Raw genomic sequence first — 3,493 nt, forward strand, 5'->3', positions numbered from 1 at the left:
GCCGGGAGGGGAGCCGGGCGGATAGCCCTGCTGCTGCCGGAGGCCAGGACGACTCGCTACGAGCAGTTCGACCGGCCGCTGATCGAGAAGAAGATCAAGGAGCTGGCGCCGGACGCGCAGATCGACTACTACAACGCCGGCCAGGACGCCGCCGTCCAGCAGACCCAGATCGACGCCGCCGTGAAGAAGGGCGCCAAGGTACTGATCCTGGACGCGGTGGACGCCAAGTCGATCCAGGCGTCGATCCAGAAGGCGCACGACGCGGGCGTCAGGGTGGTCGCCTACGACCGCCTCGCCCAGGGCCCGGTCGACGCCTACGTGTCCTTCGACAACCGCAAGGTCGGCGAACTGCGGGGCCAGGCCGCGGCGGCGGTGGTAGGCGGCACGGCGGACGTCGGCGAGGCGATCACGACCAACGGCTCGCCCGCCGATCCCGGCGCGGCCGACCCCAACGCTGCCGACCCCAGCGCTACCGCCTCCAGCGCGGTCGGCTCCAACGCGTCCGATCCCGAGGCGTCCGGCCTGAGTGTCCCGCTGACCGGCCAGGACTTCCAACTCGACGGCGTGCAGAGGATCCTGGCGGGCGCCCAGGCCATGTCGGTCTACAAGCCCCTCAAGTCGGAGGCCGACGTGGCCGCGCAGCTGGCCGTCGACCTGGCCTACGGCCAGGAAATCGGCGGCGCCCTCGTGCCGACCACGGTGACCAGCGGCAGCAGCGACAAGGTGCCGACCGGCCTGATCGCCCCGGTCGCGCTCACCAAGGACAACGTCAAGGCCACCGTGGTCGCCGACGGCCTCTACACCGTCGCCCAGATCTGCACGCCGGACTACGTCGCCGCCTGCTCCGCGGCCGGCCTCCAGTAGCGGCGGCGGGTGCCGGCTCGCTCGCCCGGCGCGGCCAGGCGGGGGCCGGGCGGCGGCCGGGCGGGCGTGAGCACCCCCGCGCGGGCCCTATGCTGCGGAGATGCCGAGTGAGCTGCGCACTCTCAAGCCGGAGACCGACCAGCCGGAGACCGACCAGCCGGAGACCGACCAGCCGGAGACCCACCTGTCGGAGGCCGATCAACCGGAGAGCCGCCCGTCGGAGGCCGATCAACCGGAGACCCATCAGTCGGAGGCCGACCTCGCCTTCATCCGGCGCGAGACCGAGCTGAAGCCCGTCCCGTTCGTCCCCGAGGTCGGCCTGCACATGGCCGAGGACGCGATCACCCTGTGGGAGACCACCGAGCGGGCGCGAGGGGAGGTCGGACTGCCGCCGCCGTTCTGGGCGTTCGCCTGGGCGGGCGGGGTGGCCGTCGCCCGCCACGTGCTGGACCACCCCGAGCTGGTGGCCGGGCGGGCGGTGCTCGACGTGGCCGCCGGGGGCGGGGTGGTCGCCGTCGCGGCCGCGCTGAGCGGCGCCGCGTCCGTGCGCGCCGCCGAGATCGACGCCTACGCGGTGGCTGCCATCGGCCTCAACGCCGAGGCCAACGGCGTGCGCGTGGAGGCCGCCCTGGTGGACCTGGTGGACGGCGACGGCGCCCCGGCCGACGTGGTGCTCGCCGGTGACGTCTTCTACGAACGGGCCATGGCTGCCCGTTTCCTGCCCTTCCTGGAACGGGCCGCCGCGCGCGGCGCCACCGTCATCGTCGGCGACCCCGGCCGGGCCTACCTGCCCCGGGAGCGGTTCACCGCGCTCGCCGCCTACCAGGTGCCGGTCGTCGCCGACCTGGAGGACACCGCCGTCAAGACCACCACGGTGTGGCGGCTGGGCTGACGGCCCGTCCGTCCAGGCTGCGGACGCCCTCGGCCACCGCACCTGGGAGGCCGCCGGCTACCGCCCCGAACCGCAGTGGAGCCGCTGGGTCAAGCCGCTGACCGCCTGACCCCGCCCCCGTCCGGACGGGCGCCGAGCGCTGGCGGCCGTGCCCGGGACGTGGTCCGCTGGGGCCGATGCGTGTGCGAACGACCATGTTCCGGCACGCCGCCCAGCCCACCCCGCGAAGCCCGGACAAGGACTGCCATGACCGACGACACCCGCACCCTCGCCTCTCCCGAGGCGGCCGCCGAACAGCTCACCCGGATGACCGACCTGGAGCAGGCCCTCGCCTACTTCCACCAGCACGTGGCGTCCCCCAAGGCGGTCAACCTGTCCGTCGCCGAGAACGTCCTGCTCTACCACCACTCGATGAAGAAGAAGGTCTTCGACAACATCCAGCTGATCCCCGAGCGGTACATCCAGTACATCGACTCGGCCGGGACCTTGGCGGTGCGCCGGCCGGTCGCCAAGCTGCTCACCCTGGCACTCGGCGCCGAGGTCGACGAGGGCGACGTGTTCGGCGTGGCCGGGGTCTCCTCCGCGCTGGAGTGCATCGCCTTCGCGCTCAAGGGCCGCGACCCGGTCGGCCCGCCGCTCAAGGACGGCGACGAGGTGCTGATCCCCGCGCCGTACTGGCAGGGCTTCAACTGGTCCTTCCAGGAACGGCCCAGGCTCAAGTGCGTCCCGGTGAACCTGCCGACCACGGGGGAGGAGCGGTACCGGCTCACCCTGCCCCTGCTCAAGAAGGCCTACGAGGACCGGAAGGCGGCCGGCCACACGCCGCGCCTGCTCGTCCTCACCAACCCGCACAACCCGCTGGGCGTGAACTACTCGCGGGCCCTGCTGGACGAGATCTACGGGTGGGCGCTCACGGACACCGACCTGCACATCATCTCGGACGAGATCTACTGTCACTCCCAACTCGACAGCAGCACAACGAAGTTCACCAGCGCGCTGGCCCTGAAGGCGTACCGGGAGCAGCCCGACCGGATCCACGTGGTCTGGGGCTTCGCCAAGGACTTCGGCCTGTCCGGCTTCCGCACCGGCTTCGTGATCTCCCGGAACCCCGCCGTGCGCAACACCATGCTCGGCAACAACGACCCGGCCGAGCCCACCCACCCGCTGCCCTGGTTCAGCCCCTTCGACTCGCTGAAGACCTACGTCATCCAGGACCTGCTGAGCGCCCCCGCCAACGGCTCCGGCGGCGAGCTCTACACCACCTATGCGATGCGGGAGTACCGCACGCTGCTCAAGACCAGCTTCGACAGGGTCAAGGGCGCCCTGGACGCCGCCAAGATCGACTACGTGCACCGGCCCGGCGACAACGCCGCCCAGTTCTTCTGGCTCGACCTCTCCAAGTACCTGGGCAAGCACCCCGGTACCGGCCGCGAGGAGGTGGCCGGGCTGCCGCTCGCCCGGCCGAGCGGACTCGACCCGAAGGAGGAGTGGCTGTTCAAGTACCTCATGGCCGAGCCCACCGAGGTCACGCTGCTGCCCGGCGGCACCATGCACAACCCGGCACCCGGCTTCTTCCGCCTCTGCTTCACCGCCCGCCAGCCCGAGGACGTCGTCGCCGCCGTCCAGCGGGTGGGGACGGCGCTGGGGAAGCTGAAGTAGCAGGCCCCGTGCGGCACCCGGGTTGTCCCGGGTTCGGCCTTGGCCCTTACCCGACACAGCCCCCCCGCACAACCGCGC

At 72.0% G+C, this 3,493-nt stretch carries 3 protein-coding genes; all 3 read left to right on the plus strand.

The genetic code is table 11. The features are described from left to right. A partial coding sequence (locus ACFV6I_RS35725) for a substrate-binding domain-containing protein (protein WP_380430072.1) occupies positions 1-864 on the plus strand: 864 nt, incomplete at its 5' end. Between the two features lie 100 nt (positions 865-964). Continuing rightward, positions 965-1,756: a class I SAM-dependent methyltransferase gene (locus tag ACFV6I_RS35730; RefSeq protein ID WP_380430075.1), complete on the plus strand. Its 792-nt coding sequence runs from the start codon at positions 965-967 to the stop codon at positions 1,754-1,756. Between the two features lie 246 nt (positions 1,757-2,002). Further along, entirely contained in the window at positions 2,003-3,415 is a 1,413-nt protein-coding gene (locus tag ACFV6I_RS35735) for a pyridoxal phosphate-dependent aminotransferase (protein WP_380430078.1), read from the plus strand. Positions 3,416-3,493 lie beyond the last annotated feature (78 nt).

It is taken from the genome of Kitasatospora sp. NPDC059803, from assembly GCF_042732255.1.
Lineage (GTDB): Bacteria > Actinomycetota > Actinomycetes > Streptomycetales > Streptomycetaceae > Kitasatospora.